This is a genomic window from Candidatus Binataceae bacterium (assembly GCA_035650475.1).
Taxonomy (GTDB): domain Bacteria; phylum Desulfobacterota; class Binatia; order Binatales; family Binataceae; genus JAKAVN01.
Map to the genome: position 1 here is coordinate 93010 of DASRHP010000013.1, position 20374 is coordinate 113383.

Here is a 20374-nt window from a genome sequence, read left to right on the forward strand (position 1 = left end):
GTCAGGCGGTTTCGGCGGTCTTCTGATAGACCAGCAGCGGCTGCTCCTTCTGCGTCACCACCTCCTCGGAAATCAGCACCTCCTTGATATTGGGCTGCGAGGGTATTTCGTACATCAGGTCCACCATGATGCTCTCCATGATCGCGCGCAGGCCGCGGGCGCCCGACTTGCGCTTGAGCGCCTCGCGCGCGATCGCGCGCAGCGCCCCCTGGGTGAACTTGAGGTGGACGTTCTCCATGTCGAACAGCTTCTGGTACTGGCGCACCAGCGCGTTCTTGGGCTCGGTCAGGATCCGCACCAGCGCCTCCTCGTCGAGCTCGCCCAGCGTGGCAAGCACCGGCAAGCGGCCGACGAACTCGGGGATGAGCCCAAACTTGAGCAGATCTTCGGGCTGCACCTCGTTGAGCAGCTCGGAGACCGTCTTGGGATCGCGATGCGAGAGGTCGGCCCGGAAGCCCATGGTCTTGCCCGCGATCCGGCGGCGGATAATGTCGTCGAGGCCGACGAAGGCGCCGCCGCAGATGAACAGGATATTGGTGGTGTCGACCTGGAGGAATTCCTGCTGCGGATGCTTGCGGCCACCCTTGGGCGGCACGCTCGCCATCGTGCCCTCGATGATCTTGAGCAGCGCCTGCTGCACGCCTTCGCCCGAGACGTCGCGCGTGATCGAGGGGTTATCGCCCTTGCGCGCGATCTTGTCGATCTCGTCGATGTACACGATGCCACGCTGGCAGCGCTCGATGTCGTAGTCGGCGTTCTGGAGCAGTGAGAGGATGATGTTCTCGACGTCCTCGCCGACGTAGCCGGCCTCGGTCAGCGAGGTCGCGTCGGCGATGGTGAAGGGCACCTGCAAAAAGCGCGCGAGCGTCTGCGCGAGCAGGGTCTTGCCGACGCCGGTGGGCCCGATGAGCAGGATGTTGGACTTCTGCAGCTCGACCTCGCCGGTCACCATCTGCGAGTCGATGCGCTTGTAGTGGTTGTGGACCGCGACCGAAAGGATCTTCTTCGCCCGCTCCTGCCCGATCACGTACTGGTCGAGCACGCGCTTGATCTCGGCCGGCTTGGGCACCGCCGAGGTCTGGCTGAAGGCCTCTTCGCTGTCGGTTTCCTCCGCAATGATGTCGTTGCAGAGGTCGATGCACTCGTCGCAGATGTAAACGGTCGGGCCCGCGATGAGCTTGCGGACTTCGTCCTGGCTCTTGCCGCAGAACGAGCAGACCAGGTTGCCCGAGCGGTCATCGTGCTTGGCCATTACTGCCCTCCCGACTCACTTCGCGGCCCCCCGGCTAACGATTACCTCATCAATCAGTCCGTATTCAACCGCTTGCTCGGGAGACATGAACATGTCGCGGTCGGTGTCCTTCTCGATCCGCCGCAGATTCTGTCCGGTATGGCGCGCGAAGAGGTTGTTGATCTCCTCGCGCATGCGCAGGATCTCGCGCGCCTGGATCTCGATGTCGGCCGCGGGGCCCTGCGCGCCGCCCAGCGGCTGATGGATCATGATGCGCGAGTGCGGCAGCGCGTAGCGCCGCCCCTTGTGCCCCGCCGCCAGCAGCACCGCGCCCATGCTCGCCGCCTGGCCCAGGCACAGCGTGGACACCGGCGGCTTGATGAACTGCATCGTGTCGTAGATCGCCAGCCCGGCGGTGATCGAGCCGCCCGGTGAATTGATGTAGAAGCTGATCTCCTTCTCGGGGTCCTCGGATTCCAGGAACAGGAACTGTGCGGTTATCAGGTTGGCGACGTCGTCGTTGATCTCGGTGCCGAGAAAGACGATGCGATCCTTGAGCAGGCGCGAGTAGATATCATAGGCCCGCTCGCCGCGGCCGGTCTGCTCAACGACGATCGGGACCAGGCTGCTCATAGAATTCCGGCCGGAAGCGGCCGGCCTTGGCGATCCCCGAAGCTACGCACCCAAACAGAATTTTACCCAGTTTGGGATCCGGCGGCAACGGGAGTTCGCTGGCGAGCGTGCGCGCTAGGCGCCGGCATCCGAGGGCGACTGTCCCGCCTCGGCCTGCGGCTCGGATTGCGCGCGCGCAAGCAGCATGTCGAGCGTCCGTTCGCGGCGCATCGCCGCGCGCAGCGCCTCGCGATGCTCCTCCTCGCGGTAGTGTTGCGCCAGCCGCTCGCGTTCGCGCCCGGGCGCACGCGTGACGAGCTCGGCGATCCGCGCCGCGAGCTCGTCGTCGCTGACTTCGACCTTCTCCTGGTCGGCGATCGCGTCCACGATGAGCGTGCTGAGCGCGCGCTTGTGTGCGCGCGCGCGCAGCTCCTCGGCGCTCTCGCGCACGCGCTCGACCGCCGCCTCGCGCGACATCCCCGCCGCCATCAGCGCCGCCGCCATCTCGGACTCCATCAGCTCGCGCTCGCGCTCGGCGAGCGATTGCGGAACCTCGACCGGGTTGTGCTCGATGATGAGGTCGAGCAGCCCCTGGCGCGCGCGCGCGTCGGCCTCCTCGCGCGCCCGCTCGCTGAGTTGCGCGCGCACCCGCTCGCGCAGCTCCTCGAGCGAGCCGACCTCGCCAAGGTCCTTGGCGAACTCATCGTCGAGCGCGGGCAGCTCCTTGCGGTAGAGCTCTCTAATCGAAACGCGCCATTCCACCGTCTTGCCCGCCAGTTCCTTCTCGGCATAGTCGGCGGGGTAGCTGCGCGTGGCCTGCGCCGGACGGCCGACTTCGGCCCCGATGAGCACCTCGTCCAGCCCGTGGGCCAGACGCTCAGGGGAAAGCTCGACCAGGCGCTGGCCGGTGCGCGCGCCCTCCAGTGGCTTGCCCTCGACGAAGCCCTCGATCTCGACCAGCGCGAAGTCGCCGCGCTGGGCGCGCGTGCGGTCGTCGATCTTCTTGAGCGTGGCGTGGCGCTCGCGCAGTTCCTCAAGCGCCTTCTGCACCTGCTCGTCCGTGACCTGAACCTCGGGTCGCGGCACCTTGAGCCCAGCGTAGTCGCGCACCACCAGCTCGGGCCGCAGATCGAAGGTCGCGCTGAAGCGCAGGCTCTTGGCGAGGTCGGTCTCCTCGGTCACGATCTCGGGCGCGAGCAGGGGCCGCAGATGCTGTTCGTCGAGCGCCTTGTCGGTGTACTCCTTGATGAGCTTCTGGATGACCTCGCCGCGCACGCGATCGCCGAAGAAGCGCTCGAGCAGGTTGCGCGGCGCGTGCCCGGGGCGGAAGCCCTTGAGCACCACACCGCGGCGCAGTTCATTGTAGGCGCGGTCGAGCTCCTGCTTGATCTCGACCGGTTCGAGTTCGATGGTTAGTTTGCGCCGCAGCGCCGAAGGACTTTCTACGTTGACGTTCATGGCTGATGTCGGAAACTTCAGCTAAACATACCGCGCACTGCGCGATCAATCGCTTCCGACACAAATCCGGACGCCAGATTGGTGTGCGTTGCGGCGCGCGAGGAGGCAACCGGGGCGCCGGTCGGACGACTGGACTTAGCGGTGACGAATCCCTAGACTTCACCGGTTAATCAAAGTATCTAAGCGCCGTGGCCACGCCGCCGGCGAAATCGGGCCGCGCAATGCGGCCCGCCGCGGGCGCCGACGGTTGCGAGCGCGAAACTTCAGGAGACCTCGGGTTCGATGAGCGAAGCCAATATTGTTCTGCCCCACCTGACCAGCAATCAGCTGCTGATCCTGTGGCTGGTCCTGCTCTCGGCGCTGGTCGCGCTCGGATACGGCTGGTACCTGGTCAGAGTGGTGATGGCGGCCAGCCCAGGCGCCAAGTCGATGACCGACGTGGCCGACGCGGTCGAAGAAGGCGCGATGGCCTACTTGCGACGCCAGGTCAAGACCATGGTCTGGTTCGTCATCGCGATCGGAATCGCGCTGTTCTTCATGTACCGCCGGGTTTATCCCGACAACCTGCCGCTGGCCGTCGGGATCGCGATCGCCTTCCTGATGGGGGTCAGCGCCTCCTACGGCGCGGGCTTCGTCGGCATGAAGCTGGCGGTCAAGGGCAACGTGCGCAGCGCCAACGCGGCGCTGACCAGCTTCAAGGACGCGATGGAGATCGCGTTCAAGGCGGGCGGCGTCTCGGGAATGTTCACGGTCGGCCTCGGCCTGCTCGGCGCCACCATCATCTTCCTCTACTTCCAGGAGAACGCGATGAAGGTGCTGGTCGGCTTTGGCTTCGGCGGCTCGCTCGCCGCGCTGTTCATGCGTGTCGGCGGCGGTATCTACACCAAGGCGGCCGATGTCGGCGGCGACCTGGTGGGCAAGGTCGAGGCGGGAATTCCCGAGGACGACCCGCGCAACGCGGCGACCATCGCCGATAACGTCGGCGACAACGTCGGCGACTGCGCCGGGATGGCCGCCGACGTCTTCGAGTCCTACGAGGTCACGCTGGTGGCGGCGATCATCCTGGCCGCCTACGCGTTGAGCGACAAGAACTTCGCCAACCTCTACGGCGCCGCCGCCGGAACGTTCGCGATGAAGCTGATCATCTTTGCGCTCATCCTGCGCGCGGTCGGCGTCTTCTCCTCGATCCTCGGCATCCTCGCGGTACGGGTGCCTGCGGGCACTGCGATGCGCGACCCGATGCGCCCGATCAACATCGGCTACATGACCTCGGCAATCGCCTCGGTCATCGGGTTCTTCATCGTCAACTGGCTCTACCTCGACGATCCACGCACCGGCCAGCCCGATTGGCGTTTCGCGTGGGCGACCACGCTGGGGATCGTGCTCGCGGTCGTCACCCTGTGGCTGACCAACTACTTTACCCATCCCGAGCGCGGCCCGGTGACCGAAACCGCCTACGCGGCGCGCACCGGCCCGGCCACGCTCATCCTGTCGGGCTTCGGCGAAGGGCTGGAATCGTCGGTGTGGGCGCTGGTCGTGATCGCGGCGTGTATCGCCGGCGCGATGGTGATCTTCCGCGAGTCGCTCGCGCTCCAGTTCTACGGGATCGCGCTCACGGGCCTGGGCCTGCTGACCACCACCGGCTTCATCCTCGCGATGGACACCTACGGGCCGATCACCGACAACGCCCACGGCATCTTCGAGATGGGGGGAATCCATCAGGAAGAAGCCTCGCGCACGCTGTCGTGGATGGACGCGATCGGCAACACGACCAAGGCGCTGACCAAGGGCCTTGCGATCGCAACCGCGGTTATCGCGGCGGTCTCGCTCTTCCGCTCGTTCATCGACGAGGCGCATCTCGGCGCGCTCGGCGTGCAGGTCAACATGCCGACCGTGTTCATCGGCCTGCTGATCGGCGGCGCGGTGCCCTTCCTGTTCAGCTCGTTCGCGATCAAGGCGGTCAGCCGTGCGGCCTACCAGGTCGTCTTCGAGGTGCGCCGCCAGTTCCGCGAGCATCCGGGGATCATGGAATACAAGGAGAAGCCCGACTATGCGCGCTGCGTCGATATCGTCACCGCGACCGCGCAGAAGGAGCTGCTCAGCCCCGGCATCTTGGCCGTCTTCGCCCCGCTGCTGGTCGGCTTCGGGCTTGACGCGGGCGCCCTTGGCGGCTTCCTCGCCGGCACGATCCTCACCGGCCAGCTAATGGCGGTGCTGATGGCGAATGCGGGCGCCAACTGGGACAACGCCAAGAAGAAGGTCGAAGACGGCTTCCTGGGCGGCAAGAACACCGACGTGCACAAGGCGACCGTCGTCGGCGACACCGTCGGCGATCCGTTCAAGGACACCGCAGGCCCGGCGCTCAACCCGATGATCAAGGTGATGAACCTGGTCGGCATCCTCGCGGCCCCGTTTACCACGGTCGGCGTCGAGTTCAGCTGGGGCCGGGTGGGAGCGACGGTGCTCTCGATTATCCTGCTGGCGATCGCGGTGGCGCTCTCCAAGCGCGGCTCGATCGCCGAGGAGCAGAGCCAGGCGGGGCAGGCGAAGGCGGCCGCATAGCCGGGTTCGGTCGATAAGCGAAGCACGAGGGGCCGGACGCCGACAGGTGTCCGGCCCTTCGCATACCAGCCGCGCGCATTTTGCGCGCGCTGCGCCGCCGGGTACATTAGGCACCGTAGCAAGAACTGCCATGCCCAGGCTCAATCCTGGCCCATTCGAGCCGTTCGTCTACCTGATCCAGACGCGAGGCGCCTTCCGCCTCGTCGGCATCGGCGGGTTTGCGCTGTTCGGGGCGCTCGCGCTGCGCGAGGCGGCCGCGCATAGCGCGCTCGCGTTGCTCGTCGGGCTCGTGCTGTTCGCCGCGATGTGGCTCGACAGCGCGATGGTCGCGTGCCGGCGATGCCGGCACTACGGAAGCTGGCACTGCCTGGGGCAAGGGATGCTGGTCTCGAGGTTGTTCGCGCGCCGTGTGCCGGGTGTGAGCGACGGGCGCGTCGCGCTGCATTTTGCGCTCCTCGGCGTCGTGCTTGTATATGGGCTGTTCTGGCTGTGGCACTCGCTGGCGCTGGGGATAATCTTCACGCTCTGGCTGCCGCTGGGCGCACTGAGCGCGATTGCGCCGGGCGGCTTTTCCTGGCGCCAGCGCGCGCCAATCTCCAAGGCTGCGTAGCGCGGAAGTGGCGGGGGCGGCGTACGCCGCCGCCCGGCTCACAGAGGATCGCATCGCCGTGGAAATCGCCTGGATCGGAACCGGAATCATGGGCGCGCCGATGGCGCGCAATCTCATCCGCGCCGGCCATCGCCTGCGTGTCTACAACCGTAGCGCCAAAAAGGCGCAGGCACTCGCGGCCGATGGGGCGACGGTTGTCGCCGACCCGCTGGAGGCGGTGCGTGGCGCCGCCGCCGTCTTCATCATGGTGCCCGACACGCCCGACGTCGAACGCGTGGTGGCGCGGATAGAACCCGACCTGCGCAAGGGTCAGCTCGTCGCCGACATGAGCACGATCGCGCCCGCCGCCGAGCGCGCGATCGCGGCGCGCCTCGGCGCGGCGGGCGTCGACTATCTCGACGCGCCGGTCTCGGGCGGCGAGACCGGCGCGATCGAGGCCACGCTGACGATCATGGTCGGCGGCGCGGAGGCGGCCTATCAACGCGCGCTGCCGCTGTTTGAGGCGCTCGGCCGGCGCGTGACCCACATGGGACCGTCGGGCGCCGGCCAGATGACCAAGCTCGCCAACCAGGTAGCGGTCGCGCTGACACTCGAGGCGGCGGCCGAGGCGCTCGCGTTTGCGCACAGCGGGGGACTCGACCGCGCGCGGGTGCTCGAAGCGATCGGCGCGGGTGCAGCGGCGTCGTGGCAGCTGAGCAATCTCGGCCCCAAAATGATCGCAGGCGACTGGCGGCCCGGCTTTCTTATCAAGCTCATCCGCAAGGACCTCCGCCTGGTCGCCGAAGCCGCGCACGAGAGCGGGCTCGCATTACCGGGGCTTGCGCTAATGCAATCGATGTTCAATGCGGCGGCGGCCTTCGGCCACGACCTCGACGGCACCCAGGCGATCGCCGCCGCGCTCGACAGATTGGCACGCCTGAAGTAGTAGGGGAGCTGAATCACGACCGGGAGGGCTCGATGGCTACCGAACATCTGCTGGCCGAGCGCCGGGCGGGCGTCCTTTATCTGACCCTCAACCAACCCGACAAGCTCAACGCGCTGAGCGACCAGATGATCGCCGGGCTGCTTGAAGAGCTGGGGCGCGCGGCGCACGACACCGAGGTCCGGTGCGTCGTCGTTACCGGCGCCGGGCGCGGCTTCTGCTCCGGCGGCGACGTGAGCCGGATGCGCGCGCGCAACGAGGCGGCGGGCGGCGGCGCGGAGCCGACCGTCGAGCAGCGCATGGCTCAACTGCGCCGCTCCGAGGAGGTGAGTCTGCTCCTGCACGAGATACCCAAGCCGACGATCGCGGCGATCAACGGCGCGGCTGCGGGCGCCGGGCTCAGCATCGCTCTCGCCTGCGACATCCGCATTGCCGCCGACACGGCGCGCCTGATTACCGCTTTCGCGCGCGTCGGGTTTTCGGGCGACTTCGGCGGGACCTGGCTGATGACCCGGCTGGTCGGCCCGGCGCGCGCCAAGGAGTTCTACTTCCTCGCCGATCCGATAAGCGCCGAGCAGGCGCTCGCGCTGGGCCTGGTAAATCGCGTGGTGGCGGCGGCGGCGCTGAGCGCCGAGACCGAAGCGCTCGCGAAGCGGCTCGCCTCCGGCCCCTCGATCGCTTACGGCTACATGAAGGCCAATATCAACACTGCGCTGACCGCCGACTTGCGCACCCTGCTCGACCGCGAGGCGGTCGGCCAGACGCTCACCGGACGTACCGAGGATCACAAGGAAGCGGTCAAGGCGTTTCTCGACAAGCGCGAGCCGACATTTCGCGGCCGCTAGCGCGCGGACGCGCCGCCGCGCGGCATTCGAGAGCGCTGTGCCGGCGGTCTGAGTTCACCGGCGGAGGTATCCACGATGGATTTCAAGGACATCATTTATCAGGCCGACAATCGCATCGCGCGGGTCACCCTCAACCGTCCCGAGACGCTCAACGCCTACACCGAGCGGATGGTGCAGGAGCTCATCGCCGCCGTCGACCTGGCGCGCAACGACGACGGTGTGCGTGTGCTGGTGCTAAGTGGTGCGGGGCGCGGCTTCTGCTCGGGCGGCGACGTGAGCGGCAGCCCCGAGAGCCGCTCGCGCTACCACGGCAGCCCGATGAGCCATCTGCTCGAGATGCGGGAGAACATGCATCAACTCGTGCTCTCGCTCCATCGCTTTGACAAGCCGACAATTGCGGCCATCGGCGGCGCGGCAGTAGCCGGCGGGTTGACGCTCGCACTGAGCTGCGACTTCCGCATCGCCTCCGACAAGGCGCGCCTGGGCGACACGGCCCTGAAGTTCGGGCTGCTGTGCGACGAGGGCGGAGCGTATCTGTTCCCGCGCTTCATGGGGCTCGACCGCGCGCTCAGGATGACCCTGCTCTCCGAGGTTTACGACGCGAAAACCGCACACGAGTTGGGCTTGGTGACCGAGGTCGTGCCGCACGAGCAGCTTGGCGCGCGCGTCGAGGAGCTCGCGATGCGCCTGGCCGCGGGCGCGCCGCTGGCGGTGCGGCTGGCCAAGCGGATGATGTATAAACAGTTGCAGATGACGCTCGACAATGCGCTCGAGGACGCCGCGCTTTCGGTGATGATCACCAATCCATCGGAGGACGCGCGCGAGGGTGTGCGCGCCTTTCTGGAAAAGCGCCAGCCCAACTTCCAGGGGCGCTAGGGGGGCACGGCCGTCGGCGCGGGTCATTCGCGCCAATTGCCGGCGCGTGTAACAATGATTGCGAAGCCGGAGGGCCGGCCGGCGAGACGCTCGGGGGAAGCATCGGAAGCGAGGTGCCGAACCATGCAAATCGCAACTTTGGCCGTCGCGCTCCTGCTAGGGCTCGGCTTATGCTCGGCCGCGATGGCGCAGAGCGACCTCGACGCGGTCAGCCGCGTCAAGGACTATTACAACGAGTGGTTGTCGTCGATCCCGGGCGTCACCGAGGTGGACGTCGGCAACAATCCGCAGGGCCGGCCCGAGATCGAAATTCACGCGCGCGACGTCACCAGCCAGATCAAGCGGCTGCCGTCCACGCTCAACGGGTTTCCGGTGGTCGTGATCCGCGAGCCGCGCAATCCCGGCGACGCTTCGCCCGCTATGGACTTCGACGACCAGGAACAGAACCCGGCGGCGTCCGCCACACAGCATCAAGCGGTCAATGTGAACGATCCTGCGGTCAACCAGACCGATCGCGCGGCTTCGGTCGCGCCGGCGGCGCCCGGCGCCTCGACCGGGCCGCGGATGCCGACGGCGCCGACCGCGCTCAATCCGCTGGGCGTGCCGCAGGAAGGCGTGCCGCCGCGGCCCGAGGGTGTGCCGCCGCCGGCGCTGCGCTGAGGCGGCAAACGCCGCCGGAGAGGGGAGCGCCAGAGATGCTGAGGACTAAATTCTGTGACCTGTTCGGCATCGAGTTGCCGATCATGGCGGCCGGGATGGGCACGATCGCGCTCGCCGATCTGGCGGCGGCGGTATCGGAGGCCGGCGGGATGGGCACGGTTGCCCTTGCCGTCTTGACGCCGGAAGCGATGCACAACGAACTCGCCGCCGCACGCAAGCTCACTCGCCGCCCGCTCGCCTGCAACGTGTTGCTCCCGTTTCTCCGCTCCGAGGTGATCGAGGCGGTCGCAGCCGCGCCGGTTGAGGCAGTGACGCTGTTCTGGGGCAAGCCCTCGGAGCACATCCCGCTTTTCAAGAGCACCGGCAAGAAGGTCATCTGGCAGTGCGGCTCAGCCGAAGAGGCGCTCGCCGCGCGCCGCGCTGGCGCCGACGCAATTATCGCCCAGGGAGTCGAGGCGGGCGGCCACGTGCGCGGTGTGGTCACTTCGCTCGCGCTGATCCCGCAGGTGCGAGACGCAATCGGCCCCGACGTTCCTCTGGTCGCGGCCGGCGGCTTCGCCGACGGGCGCGGGCTTGCCGCGGCGCTTGCGTTGGGCGCCGACGGCGCGGTGTTCGGCACACGCTTTCTGGCGTCGGTCGAGGCCGCAGCGCATCCTGCCTACAAGCAGCGTATCCTGACCGCGCGCGCCGAGGACACCGTGCATACCACGCTATTCGACATCGGGTGGCCCGACGCGCCCCACCGCGTCCTGCGCACTGCGGCCTATGAAGAATGGGAACGGGCAGGGCGGCCGCCCAGCGGCCAGCGCCCGGGCGAGGGCACGCCGATCGGCGAGGTCAAACATGCGGGAATGGAGCTGCCGCCGCCGGTGAAGTACACGGTGATGCCGCCGACCGAATACGTCGAGGGCGACCTCGAACAGTTCGCGTTCTACGCCGGGATGTCGTGCGCGCTGACCAACGAGATTTTGCCCGCTGGCGACATCGTGCGGCGCATCGCGGCCGAGGCGCGCGAGGTCATCGCCAAACGCCTCGCGCCGCTGGGGTAAACATTCAAGCGAGGCTCGCGCGCCGCTATTCAGGGTCAGAGTGCGAGCAGGGCGCGGACCTTGGCCGGGACGTCGGGCGCGTGCACGACGTCGGTGATGATCGCGCAGGCGTCGGCGCCGGCCGCGAGCACCTGTGGCATCGTGGCCTCGGTGATGCCACCGATCGCTACGATCGGAATACGAACCGCCGCCCGGACCTCGCGCAGCATCGCGAGCCCCTTGCCCGCAACGTTGTTTCTGAGCCCGCCGGGATACATCGGGCCGAACCCGAGATAGTCGGCGCCGCCGCGCTCGGCCGCCAGCGCCTGCTCGACGCTGTGGGTCGAGATGCCAACAAACATCGACGGGCCGACCAGCCGGCGTGCAGCCGCCAGCGGAAGATCCTCCTGCCCCAGGTGAACGCCGTCGGCTCCGGCGAGGAGCGCGACGTCGGCGCGATCGTCGATAATCAGCTGCGCGCCGCGCTCACGGCACATGGGGACGATCGCACGCGCCGCCGCGAGCATCTCGCGGCTCGACGCGTCTTTCAGCCGCAGTTGCATCACGCGCGCCCCGGCGGCGAGCAGGATGCGCGCGAGGGCGACGGGCTCATGGCCGCCAGCCGGATCGATCATCGCATAGAGGCGGGACTGAAATTTCATCGGCAAGCCGACTCATTTGCGCTGGGACGGGCGTTCCTGCCCGCCGCTCGGCGCGGGCGCATCACTCGAACGTCTTGCGCGGGGCGATCCCGAGGTCGACCAGCTTCTTGCGCAGCGTATTGCGGTTGAGCCCCAGGATGCGCGCCGCGCGCACCTGGTTGCCCTGCGCGCGGCGCATCGCCTGCTCGATCAGTGGGCGTTCGATCTCGCCGACCAGCTTCTGGTAAAGCCCGCGCGGGTCGCTTGGGCCACCGCCACGGTCGAGGTAATGGGCAACGCGGCGCGCGATAAGCTCGGCAAACGAGCCGTCATCCGCGGCGGCGCCGGGCGCGATGGCGGCACCCGCCGCGCCGGCGCGGGCGAAGACGATATCTTCGGCGCGGATCGTATTGCCCGGGGCGAGCAGCGCCGCGCGCAGCACCGTGTTCTCCAGCTCGCGCACATTGCCCGGCCATTCGTAAGCGCTAAGCCGGGCGCGCGCGGCGGAACTGACCGCGGTTGCGCGCGCACCCATCTCGCGCGCCGCCTTGTCGACGAAGTAGTTCGTCAGTTCCGGAATGTCCTCGCGCCGCTCGCGCAGCGGCGGCAGGTGGATCGGAATCACGCGCAGGCGGAAGTAGAGGTCTTCGCGGAAGCGGCGCGCGGCGACGGCGGCTTCGAGGTCCTGGTTGGTCGCCGCGATGATCCGCGCCTGCAGGCGCTGGGTTTCGAAGCCGCCGACGCGGGCGAACTCGCGCTCCTGGAGCACGCGCAGCAGCTTGGGCTGGAGCTCGAGCGGAAGGTCGCCGATCTCATCGAGGAAGAGCGTCCCTGCACCGGCGAGCTCGAACTTGCCCGCGCGCCGCTCGGCGGCGCCGGTAAAAGCGCCGCGCTCGTGGCCGAAGAGCTCGCTCTCGATAAGCCCGTGCGGGATCGCCGAGCAGTTGACGGCGACGAACGGCGCGCGTCCGCGCGCCGACTTGAAATGGATCGCGCGCGCGACCAGCTCCTTGCCGGTCCCGCTCTCGCCAATCAGGAGCACGGTGGCGTCGTTGTTCACCATCCGCCCGATGAGCTTGTAAACCTCCTGCATCGCCGGGCTGTGGCCGATGATCTCGCCCGGCGCCTGCTTGCGCACGCCCGCGCCGCGCAGGCGCTCCAGGTTGCCGGCCTGGGCCGCGGTTTCGACCGCGCGCGCCGCGGTCGCGGCGACGAGGTCGAGGTTGTCGAACGGCTTGGTCAGGTAGTCGTGCGCGCCGCGCTTGAGCGCCTCGACCGCGTTGTTCATCGTGGTCTGCGCGGTGATTACCACGATCGGCGTCGGGCAGCCTTCGGCGCGCGCGGCCGAAAGCACTTCGAGCCCGCCGGCGCCGGGCATGATGATGTCGAGCAGAGCGACCTTAAAGCGTCCGCTGCGCAGCGCGTCGAGCGCGGCGGAGCTGTCGGCGGCCTCCTCGACCTGCCATCCTTCGGCCTCGAGGCGATGGCGCAGGACCAGGCGGATCGCCGGGTCGTCATCGGCGACGAGTGCGCGCACTGCGTCGGAGGTGGGACGTCCGTTGCTCGCGCCGGCGAGGTCGTTTTCGGTTTCACTCATCGCTGGCTTATCGTAACAAGATCGCGGGCGGGCGAGCGAGAGCGGGGTCAAGCGGCGCCTGATCGCGGCGCAAGCTAGGCCGCTTCGGAGGGCTCGGGTTCGCGCGCTCCCACCGGCAGCGTCAGCTTGAAGGTCATCCCGCGCGCCGGCCGCGTGGCCCTGCCGTGCACGGCCGCGCCGCGGCCTGCGATGACCCCGCCGGCCTCGGCCCATAGCTTGCCGCCATGAGCGGCGATGATGCGTTGGCTCAGCACTAGGCCCAGGCCTGTCCCGGCAGGTTTGGTGGTGAAGAACGGCGTGAAGAGCTGGGCCATCTCCTCGGGCGCCATCCCGGGGCCGCTGTCGCTTACCTCGACGCGCAGAAACTGGCGTCGGCGGCCCTCGGCGCTCAGGCGGAACTCGGTTTCCATCCGCGTGCTCAGGCGAATCGTGCCGTGCGCGCCGATCGCCTCGGCGGCGTTGCACACGAGGTTGAGCAGCGCGCGCTCGAGCGCGGCGGCGTCGGCGCTGATTTCGGGCAGGCTCGGGTCGAAGACCTGCTCGATGGTGATTCCTGCGGGCGGTTGCGGATGGAGGCCGGCCATCCGCAGCGCGCCATGGAGCACACGATGGATATTGACCGGGGCGAAACTCAACCGCTGGGGCGCGCTCACGGCGAGCACTTGCTCGACCAGCGAAGCGATACGGTTTACGCCCTCGAGAATTACGCCACAGTACTGCTGCCCTCGCGGATCCGCGCGCAGACGGGCAGAAAGCAGCTCCGCTGCGCCCTTGATACCGGTCAGCGGGTTCTTTACCTCGTGGGCGAGCCCGGCTGGCGACAGCCGGAGGTCCGGCTCGCCGGCGCCCAGCGCATGTTCGGCGCCGCGATGGAGTGACAGGTCGTGCAGGAGCACTACCGCGCCGCGCGAAGCGCCGGAGGGGCTAAGAAGGGGCGAGACCTCGGCGCTGACCGCGACACTGCGCCGGCCCAGCTCGAGACGGGCGTTGGCGTCTGCCATCTCCTGAGCGTTGTCGAGGCAGGTGCGGGCCATCGCGCCCAGCCAAGGGTTGCGTCTGATGAGGTCTTCAAGCGAGGCGATGTTTCGCCGGGACAAATCAAACAGCGTCTCAGCCGAAGCGTTCATCGTCAGCGGCCTGAGGTCGGAACCCAATACGACCACGGCGTCGCTCAGACTGTCGAAGATTTCCTGCCAGAGGTCGGGAGTTGGCGATGGACCGAGCGGACGCATCACGGAATGATCTGGGTGGAAGCTAGCATAAAGCGCAAGGCGGCCTAAGTACGGCGCTCCTGAGCCGGAAAAGCGCGAAGTACCCTAATGCGACTGTTGCGCAATATTAGTTTTTTTTGCGCCAAAAGCCTGCCGCAGGGGTTGATCGTCGCCCGCCGGCCCAGTAACTTCCCCCCCGGCGCAAGCGAGAGCTGATGACGGGAGCCAGACTTACATCGCTGGCGTTGGTGGGTGTTTTGAGCGTCGCCTTGGTCGGGTGCGCCACAGGGCCCGCTGACGATTGGGCGACCAATTCCACCGACCGGGTATCCGTAGTCGCGCTTTCGTCCGCCCATCCCGCCGCCAATCCTACGGCATTCGCTGAGCCTTCGGCTACCGCCGGGCAGGCGACCCTCGACGCAGCTACCGACCTGGCGGCGAGCGGGCTGCCCTTCATCCGCAACCAGCCCCATCGCGTGGCCCCGTTCCCGCTCGTTCTCAATGACGTGGTTAAGCGCTACGTCGAGGCTTACGCCAACCACTCCGAGGGCATCGAGGGTTCCTTCCGCCGCAGCCGGCCCTACCTGCCGGCGATGGTCAAGGTCTTCGAGGAACGCGGGCTGCCGCCCGAACTGGTTTATCTGTCGTTTGCGGAGAGTAGGTTCAAAAGCAAAGGCGCGGGGCCATGGCAGCTCAGCCGTGCGACTGCGCGTCGCTACCATCTGATCGTCAACCGCTACATCGATGAGCGTCGTGATCCGATTAAATCAACCCGCGCTGCCGCTGAATACCTCGCTGCGTTGCATGACGAGGCGGGCGACTGGAACATGGCGCTGGTCGGATGGAACCGCGGCGAGAAGGCGCTCGACCGCTATTGGTCGCTGCGCGGCGTCAAGTACGGCCAACTGACGGCCCATCTGCCCTACAACACCCGCTCGCTGCTCAACCGCTTCATGGCGGTCGCGATCATCGCCCATCAGCCCGAGCGCTACGGCATCCAGCCGGTCGATTATTCCGAGCCCGTGCACTTCCGCACCCTGCGCATCAAAGGCGGGACGACGCTCGCGCATGTGGCGCGGCGTACTGGCGTGCCGGTCAGTGAGCTGCGCCAGCTCAACCCGGCGTTACTGCATGACCGCGTGCCGGCGAGCATCCGCAGCTATGAGCTGCGGCTGCCGCTTGCCGAGAGCGCGGATGCGGGCTCGATGCTGCGCTTCTGAGCCGCCGTCAGCGGCCGGCGCGCTTCATTCGCCTCAACTGGCCGACCGCACGCGACGGTTCTAATCGACCGCCGACCCGCGTATTCTCGGAGTTCTGAGGTGCGCGGCCCAAACATCCCCGCGCGGCCGCGAACCTGAACGAGTTGCGTCAATGATCAGCGCCGACGAAGCCCTGCAAATCGTGCTCGACAACATCGCGCCGCTCGGTATCGAGCGCGTTCCCATCCTGGACGCCCTCGGCCGTGTGCTGGCCGAGGAGATCCGTTCGCCGCGCGATATCCCGGGATTCGATAACTCCGCGATGGATGGTTACGCGGTGCGCGCCGTCGATATCGCCCGCGCGAGCGCTGCGAGCCCCGCACGTCTGCGCGTGCTCGGCACGGTTGCCGCCGGCGCCATGCCGCCGACGCCGGTTGCGAGCGGAACCGCGATGCGCACGATGACCGGCGCGCCGATAGCCGCAGGTGCCGACGCGATCGTGCCGGTCGAGCAGACCCGCGCCGACGGCGAATGGATCGAGATTCTGAGCGCCGCCGAGCCGCGTGCGTTCGTTCGCCCCCGTGGTGAAGACCTCCGTGCGGGCGAGCTCGTGATGGAGCCGGGCAAGATGCTCGGCGCAGCCGACCTCGGGATGTTAGCCTCGCTCAACCGGGCGATGATCGAGGTTTGGCGTCGGCCGCGCGTCGCTATCGTCACCACCGGCGACGAGCTCGTCGACATTGACCAAACCCCCACCGGCGCGCAGGTCGTCAACTCCAGCGCCTACGCGCTGGCCGGCGCGGTGCGCGAGGCGGGGGGCGAGCCGGCGGTGCTCAAGGTCGCCCGCGACCGCCCCGAGGAAATCCGCAGCCGGCTCGCGGAGGCCTTCGCCTTCGACGCCGTGCTCTCGACCGGCGGCGTTTCGGTGGGACAGTTCGATCACGTCAAGGGGGCGCTCGACGAACTCGGGATGCGCCAGTTGTTCCACGGCGTCGCGCAGCGACCGGGACGGCCGCTGAAATTCGGGACCGTGAATGGCCGGCCGATCTTCGGCCTGCCCGGAAATCCGGTCTCGACGTTGGTGTGTTTCTATCTCTACGCGCGGCCGGCGCTGCTCAGGATGGGCGGGCGGCACGATTTGGGATTGCCCCGTGTTGCCGTGCGATGCGCCGCCGATATCCGCACGGCGGCCAACCTCACCGAGTTCGTGCGCGTGCGCCTGCGCCGCGAAGGCGGCGAGTTCAGCGCGACGCCCACCGGCAATCAGGGCTCGGGGATTTTAAGCTCGCTCGCGCGCGCCGACGGGCTGCTGATCGGTCCTGCGAGCGAGACGACGCTCAGGGCGGGAAGTCAGGCGACAGTGTTGCTGCTGGCGGCGGGCGTGACGGCCGAGAACGAGCCGTTTTTCGAACGACGCCTGCGCCAAAGCCATTGAATCACCAGCGTGGCGACGCATCCGAAGATGGCCGAGGCCACGATAAGCGCCGAGACGTTTATCTGGAACGCGACCAGAAAAGGGATCAACTTTATCTGTACCGGGCTGACGTGAATGGCCGAGTGGATGATGTAGGCGAGCCACAGGACGACGATCGCGCCGATGATGAACCTGGGATTTTTGGCGAAGGCCGGTGCGCTCACGTTTCCTCCTTGCGGCTCGGCGATTTGCCTTGAGGAAAAGCTTGGACGGCGCCCATAGCGTTGTCAACGCGCAATACGATGCGGCTCAAGATAGGGCAGGGATTTGACTTTCATCCGATGCGTCCAGGGCGCGCGCTGGTCCTGGGGGGCGTCAGGATTCCGCATGAGGCGGGCCTCGCCGGCCACTCCGACGCCGACGCCGCCGCCCACGCGCTCGCCAACGCGATCCTCGGCGCGCTGGGCGCGGGCGATCTCGGTCGCCATTTCCCTGACAGCGATCAGCGCTACAAGGACGCCGACAGCCTCGCGCTGCTGGCCGAGGTATGGAGGCTCGCGCGGGCGGACGGATGGCGCCTGGTGAACGCCGACCTCACCATCTTCGCGCAGCGCCCGCGGCTTGCGCCGTACCTCGACGAGATGCGCGCGCGCCTGTCCGCTGCGCTCGAGGCCGAACCTGCGGCGCTCAATGTCAAGGCCGCAAGCCCCGAGGGGCTCGGCGCGCTCGGCCGCGCCGAGGGGATGGCGGCCTCCGCAGTGGTGTTGTTGGAAGGAAACTGACCGCCAATTGGAAACGAAGCGTCCGCTTAGGGGAAAAGGGATACGGAACAAAAAAAATCGGAGCAACCGATCGAGGCCGCTGCGAAGGTTCGCTTCTCCTGGCGAAGGGACATTTCATCCACGCCCTCTCCGCCGTATGACGTCGGCGAGGGTTCAGAAAACGTTGCGGTGCAGGTCGGCTTGAGTTTGGAGGGGCGCACTGGGCCGGTTCACCGGCGGCCCATGCGAGTGTAAAGTTCCTGCTCGGCCCGGGCCAGCGGCGAGCCAAGGACTTCGCCGAGCAGGCGGTTGAACTCCGGCAGCCCTGCTGCCTGCTCGGCCCCCCATCGCCGGGCAAACGTCCCGTCGCGGATTTCGGCGATGGCCTTGCGCATCAGCGTCTCCGTCTCGGCTCCGATGAATTGCGGCCCATGGGTAAGCTGGCCGAACTGGCTGGTATGCGAGTGCAGCCTGAGCTGGCTCCAGAAGCCCATCGTGGCCATCGCGCGCCCAATCTCGCCCAGCTCGCCCGAGGCGTACAGCTCGAGCATCGCGACCTCCGGGGCGACGCCCGCTTCGACCAGCAGCTCGAATCCGCGCTCGAGCAGGAAGAGCATCGCGCCTGCCCACGTATGCTCCGAGAACAGGTCGACCAGCGTCTCCTCCTGGAAACTCGACTCGACCACCGCGCCGTGCGCCAGGAAGGCGCCGATCCCGTGGGCCAGCGCGAGCGTCGTCGCCCATGCGCGGCCGCTTGCGTCCTGCCCGACGCCGACCAGCGCCGGAAAGCCTTCGCCGCGCTGCGGCAGCTCGAGCACGCCCTGGCCTATCATCCGCGGCGCGACCAGCACCACGTCAACGTCAGGCGGCGCGGCAATGAAGTTGTAGGTGATATTGTAACCGCTGGCGAAGACCAGCGTCTTGGCGGCCGTCAGATGCGGACGGATCATCGGCTCGTAGATCTTCGGCGCGATCTCATCCGGCAGGAGTAGCATGACGACCTCCGCCCGCGCCGCTGCCGCATCCATCGCAAGCGTCTCGAAGCCGTCGGCGCGCGCCTGGGCGAAGCTTTCGTCCTCCTGGTTGCCGACGAGCACCCGATGACCGGCGCGGCGCAGGTTGATCGCCTGCGCGCGGCCCTGGTTGCCATAGCCGATGACGGCGATGGTCTTGCCGTGAAGGACGGCGGGATCAGCGTCCGTGGCCTGGAAGAACCTGGCCATGATGTTGCCCTCCCTGAGCCGATTCTCTGCGCGAGACGTTGACCAGCATGCGACCTCTCCCGCTCCTTCCCTACAAATCCTCGCCGCCGTCGCTGCCCGAGCCGCCGCTTTCGTCGTCGCCCAAGTCGCCGCCGCGCTCGAGTTCGTCCACCGCCTGCTCGAACTCGGGGCCGCCGATCTCGTCGCCCATCTCCTTGCCCATCCGACGCAGCGCGCGCGCCACGCTTTTGGGGTCGTTCTCGTCAACGTCGGAGAAGGCCGCGGGGTCGGCGAGCGCGTCCATCCGCGCCTCTTCGCTGCGCAAAGTGGCGAAGCGCGACATCAGCCGGCGCATCCGCGTGCTGCCGCAGTGCTTGCATACGGCGTCGGCGCGCTCACTCACGCGCATCGTCAGCACGCTGGTGCGTTTGCGGCACTTTTCGCACTCGTATTCGTAGATCGGCATCGTCGGCGACCCCCGCAGGTCCTTTCTTCCCCGATTTTCCGTGCACCGCTGCCATGCGGCAAGAGCGCCGGCGCCCCCGCTTGATCCGCGGATCGGGCTCGGGCTAGTCCTCTGCTGCGGTGCCTGCTGGGCGTGTACGGGGCGCCGCGGAGCGCACGATGAGAGAGCTGGGGCTGATGTGGCGCAATACGCGGATGGTCGTGCTGTGCGCGATTTCGGCCGCGCTCTACGCCGCGGTGCTGGTGCCGTTCAAGGTCGTGCCGCTCATCCCGGGGGTGACCGAGCTGCGTCCGGCCAACGCGATTCCGATCGTGTGCTCGTTCCTCTTCGGCCCTGCTGCCGGATGGGGCTCGGCGATCGGCAACATGATCGGCGATTTCTTCGGCGGCGTCGGCCCCGGCGACGTCTTCGGCTTTTTCGCCAACCTGTTTTACGGCTATGTGCCGTACAAGGTGTGGAACGTGATCGCGCGCGGCCAGAGCCCGGTCGCGCGCTCGCCGGTTGCTATCGCCAAGTACGTTGCGGCGTGTCTCATCGCCAGCGTGCTCTGCGCGGACATCGTCGGCTGGGGCGACAACCTGCTCGCGCTGCGACCGTTCAGCATTCTCGGCAATGTGATCGTGTTCAACAACATGCTCTCGGCGCTGATCCTCTCGCCGCTTATCCTGGTCGCGGTCTATCCGCGTGTGCGGCGCGGCCGCATGCTCTATACCGACATGATGCCCGAGTTCCGAGAGCGCCGATGGAGCGTGCGCGCGCTCGGGCTTGCGATCCTGGTCCTGGGCGAGGGCGGCGCGTGGCTCATGGGCAACCTGGTCTCGACCGGCTACTGGGCGCCGCGCTTCCTGTCGGCGGCGGCGATGCAGGCGCCGTACGACAAGGCGATCGCGATCGTGGTGAGCCCGTTCATCGCGCTGGCCGTGCTCGGCGTGGGGCTGATGTGAAGTCCGGCAATCCGGCTCTGGAAGCCGCCGCGCCGTGCGGGAAGAGCGAGCCTGCATCGAGCGCGGCGCCGGCCGCGGCGCTTGACGACGTGAGTTTCACCTACGCCGGCGGTGCGCGTCCGGCGCTGCGCCGGC

20 protein-coding genes are annotated in these 20374 nt (G+C 67.8%); 11 read left to right on the top strand and 9 right to left on the bottom strand.

Annotation, left to right across the window (positions count from 1 at the left end):
• Position 1 precedes the first annotated feature (1 nt).
• From clpX to tig, 3 genes are all read right to left on the bottom strand, one after another.
• Entirely contained in the window at positions 2-1252 is a 1251-nt protein-coding gene (gene clpX, locus VFB33_16950; GenBank protein HZO83384.1) for an ATP-dependent Clp protease ATP-binding subunit ClpX, read from the bottom strand.
• A 15-nt stretch (positions 1253-1267) separates the two neighbouring features.
• Positions 1268-1864, bottom strand: coding sequence for an ATP-dependent Clp endopeptidase proteolytic subunit ClpP (gene clpP / locus VFB33_16955; protein ID HZO83385.1), 597 nt, complete (start codon positions 1862-1864; stop codon positions 1268-1270).
• A gap of 114 nt (positions 1865-1978) precedes the next feature.
• Positions 1979-3301, bottom strand: a complete 1323-nt coding sequence (gene tig / locus VFB33_16960) for a trigger factor (GenBank protein ID HZO83386.1) — start codon at positions 3299-3301, stop codon at positions 1979-1981.
• Positions 3302-3583: 282 nt separating this feature from the next.
• Between tig and VFB33_16965 the strand changes: the two genes are divergently transcribed.
• From VFB33_16965 to VFB33_16995, 7 genes are all read left to right on the top strand, one after another.
• Positions 3584-5863, top strand: a complete 2280-nt coding sequence (locus tag VFB33_16965; GenBank protein HZO83387.1) for a sodium-translocating pyrophosphatase — start codon at positions 3584-3586, stop codon at positions 5861-5863.
• 130 nt (positions 5864-5993) lie between these two features.
• Positions 5994-6473 carry a hypothetical protein gene (locus VFB33_16970; GenBank protein HZO83388.1) on the top strand — a complete coding sequence of 160 codons (480 nt, stop codon included), beginning with the start codon at positions 5994-5996 and terminating at the stop codon, positions 6471-6473.
• Between the two features lie 58 nt (positions 6474-6531).
• The gene (locus VFB33_16975; protein HZO83389.1) at positions 6532-7398 is read left to right on the top strand and encodes an NAD(P)-dependent oxidoreductase; all 867 of its coding nucleotides are present in this window, start codon (positions 6532-6534) and stop codon (positions 7396-7398) included.
• 32 nt (positions 7399-7430) lie between these two features.
• Entirely contained in the window at positions 7431-8240 is an 810-nt protein-coding gene (locus tag VFB33_16980) for an enoyl-CoA hydratase (GenBank protein HZO83390.1), read from the top strand.
• Positions 8241-8315: 75 nt separating this feature from the next.
• Positions 8316-9116, top strand: a complete 801-nt coding sequence (locus VFB33_16985; GenBank protein ID HZO83391.1) for an enoyl-CoA hydratase-related protein — start codon at positions 8316-8318, stop codon at positions 9114-9116.
• A 123-nt stretch (positions 9117-9239) separates the two neighbouring features.
• Entirely contained in the window at positions 9240-9776 is a 537-nt protein-coding gene (locus VFB33_16990) for a hypothetical protein (protein ID HZO83392.1), read from the top strand.
• A gap of 35 nt (positions 9777-9811) precedes the next feature.
• Positions 9812-10825, top strand: a complete 1014-nt coding sequence (locus tag VFB33_16995) for a nitronate monooxygenase (GenBank protein HZO83393.1) — start codon at positions 9812-9814, stop codon at positions 10823-10825.
• Between the two features lie 35 nt (positions 10826-10860).
• Here the strand turns inward: VFB33_16995 and thiE are convergent, their stop codons facing one another.
• From thiE to VFB33_17010, 3 genes are all read right to left on the bottom strand, one after another.
• Complete coding sequence (gene thiE / locus VFB33_17000) at positions 10861-11466, bottom strand: thiamine phosphate synthase (GenBank protein HZO83394.1); 606 nt, start codon at positions 11464-11466, stop codon at positions 10861-10863.
• Positions 11467-11527: 61 nt separating this feature from the next.
• Positions 11528-13042: a sigma-54 dependent transcriptional regulator gene (locus tag VFB33_17005; protein ID HZO83395.1), complete on the bottom strand. Its 1515-nt coding sequence runs from the start codon at positions 13040-13042 to the stop codon at positions 11528-11530.
• A gap of 74 nt (positions 13043-13116) precedes the next feature.
• On the bottom strand, positions 13117-14274 hold the full coding sequence (locus VFB33_17010) for an ATP-binding protein (GenBank protein HZO83396.1): 1158 nt from the start codon (positions 14272-14274) through the stop codon (positions 13117-13119).
• 194 nt (positions 14275-14468) lie between these two features.
• Between VFB33_17010 and VFB33_17015 the strand changes: the two genes are divergently transcribed.
• Together VFB33_17015 and glp are read left to right on the top strand one after the other, a co-directional pair.
• Positions 14469-15473, top strand: coding sequence for a transglycosylase SLT domain-containing protein (locus tag VFB33_17015; GenBank protein HZO83397.1), 1005 nt, complete (start codon positions 14469-14471; stop codon positions 15471-15473).
• Between the two features lie 151 nt (positions 15474-15624).
• Positions 15625-16887 (top strand): gephyrin-like molybdotransferase Glp, encoded by a 1263-nt coding sequence (glp, locus tag VFB33_17020; GenBank protein ID HZO83398.1) that lies wholly within the window; start codon positions 15625-15627, stop codon positions 16885-16887.
• Here the strand turns inward: glp and VFB33_17025 are convergent.
• A complete protein-coding gene (locus tag VFB33_17025) occupies positions 16803-17090 on the bottom strand; it encodes a hypothetical protein (GenBank protein HZO83399.1) in 288 nt (95 codons plus the stop codon). The genes glp and VFB33_17025 overlap by 85 nt on opposite strands.
• Positions 17091-17168: 78 nt before the next feature.
• On the opposite strand from VFB33_17025, the gene ispF reads away from it, so the two are divergent.
• Positions 17169-17648, top strand: coding sequence for a 2-C-methyl-D-erythritol 2,4-cyclodiphosphate synthase (gene ispF / locus VFB33_17030; protein HZO83400.1), 480 nt, complete (start codon positions 17169-17171; stop codon positions 17646-17648).
• 209 nt (positions 17649-17857) lie between these two features.
• Here ispF and ilvC read toward each other — a convergent pair whose 3' ends face one another.
• On the bottom strand, positions 17858-18928 hold the full coding sequence (gene ilvC, locus VFB33_17035) for a ketol-acid reductoisomerase (GenBank protein HZO83401.1): 1071 nt from the start codon (positions 18926-18928) through the stop codon (positions 17858-17860).
• On the bottom strand, positions 18921-19295 hold the full coding sequence (locus VFB33_17040; GenBank protein HZO83402.1) for a zinc ribbon domain-containing protein: 375 nt from the start codon (positions 19293-19295) through the stop codon (positions 18921-18923). Before VFB33_17040 ends, ilvC begins: the two co-directional genes overlap by 8 nt.
• 158 nt (positions 19296-19453) lie before the next feature.
• Here VFB33_17040 and VFB33_17045 point away from each other — a divergent pair, with 158 nt between their 5' ends.
• Entirely contained in the window at positions 19454-20239 is a 786-nt protein-coding gene (locus tag VFB33_17045) for a QueT transporter family protein (GenBank protein ID HZO83403.1), read from the top strand.
• Positions 20240-20374: the final 135 nt, after the last annotated feature.